Origin of the sequence: Phenylobacterium sp. (genome assembly GCF_030693805.1) — a bacterium.
GTDB lineage: Bacteria > Pseudomonadota > Alphaproteobacteria > Caulobacterales > Caulobacteraceae > Phenylobacterium.
On record NZ_JAUXZW010000182.1, the window covers coordinates 1 to 1,446 of the forward strand.

The 1,446-nt window shown below is 61.6% G+C and carries 2 protein-coding genes; both read left to right on the plus strand.

Going from position 1 to position 1,446, the window contains the following annotated elements; genetic code table 11:
- A partial coding sequence (locus Q8M88_RS07660) for a hypothetical protein (protein ID WP_305596022.1) occupies window positions 1-803 on the plus strand: 803 nt, incomplete at its 5' end.
- 12 nt (window positions 804-815) lie between these two features.
- On the plus strand, window positions 816-1,446 hold a 631-nt coding region (locus tag Q8M88_RS07665; protein WP_305596024.1), incomplete at its 3' end, for an ATP-binding protein.

Sequence of the window (1,446 nt, forward strand, 5' to 3'; positions counted from 1 at the left end):
CAGCCAATCTCAAGCTGGCCGTGAAGCGCCTACGCAACCCGAAAGATTCCCTGCAGTTGCTCGTCACCGCGCAGGAACTTGAGGAGTTGCTCGCGATGACGATCTGGAACTACCACGGCACGCCCCATGCCGGACTGGGTGGACTCACACCTCTGGAAGCGATGCGCCAACAATTGTTGGGCATTCGAACTGAACCGGTCTCGCTGCGAAGGCTGCATCCCACGTTGCGCAAGCATCCACAGCTGCTTCACGACCCGGTGCTGTGCCGAGTGCGCGGAAACCTGGCCCGTGGCGAGCGGGCGCACATCAGCTACCTGCACGTGCGCTACACCAGCGACCAACTCACTCGACGGCCGAGCTTGATTGGCGCGAATCTGCGCATCCACGTTGATCCGACAGACCTGCGTACCGTACTGGCCACGACGGTAGAAGGCGAAATTCTGGAGCCGTTACAGGCCAGCGGTGCCTGGCGCAACGAACGACATTCTCAGTGGCTGCGGCAGGCCTTTTACAAAGCCAAGCGTCAGCGCGAGCTCAACTTCGCGATGGGGGAGGACCCGATTGAGGCGTTTCTCCTCCTGCGCAAACGCGAAGCCACCAAACGCAAGCGTGCGGCCAATGACATTGCGCGTGTCCAGCACGAGCGCGCGCGTCAGGTAGAAAGGGCGCCGCCCGCCAAAGAGCCTGTGCCGGATTCCACCACCTCAAGCAGCAATAGCCTGCCCGACGTGCTGGCCGCTCAACTGCCCAGCGGCCCGGTGAAACCCAGAAAACTTCGGATCGAGCCAGGGCAGGTGTACTGAGTAGGAGCTGCCATGGCGTCGAACCCATCACCCGCACCTGACACGAAACGGGCGGGAACAACTGTGCTGCCTGCCAAGCCCGGGGGCAGCCTCTCGCTACAGAACCATCCCCTGGCACGGCGTCACTATCGGGTTGCTACGGCCGCCATCGAATCCTTCGTCGATCTGGTCGAGCACTGCGTCCGGGTTCTGATTCCCGGTGCACTGGTGTATGCAAGGCCGCGGATCGGCAAGACCCAGGCCATCGACTATCTCACCCTTCATCTGGCCAAGCACCGTCCGGACATCGTGGTTTTGCGCCTCTCGTGCGAGCACCACCGTTCTGATTTCGAGGGGCCCTTCTTCAACTCCCTGCTCTCGGCCGCAGGTGCCCGCCAGCCACTGCCGAAGTCGATTTCCGACAAACGCTTTGCGCTGCTGTGCCGCATCACCGAGCAGGTTCAAGTCCACGACGGTCACATTGTCGTGCTGATGTGCGACGAGGCGCAGCGTCTCTCTAAACACGGGCTCGAATGGCTGCGCGACGTTCACGATCAGTTGGCTCGCCATGGCATTCACCTCATCACGTTCCTGGTTGGGCAGCCCCATCTGTTGGAGCAGAAGGCCAAATATCAACTTTCCGGCGACGAGCAGATCGTCGCTC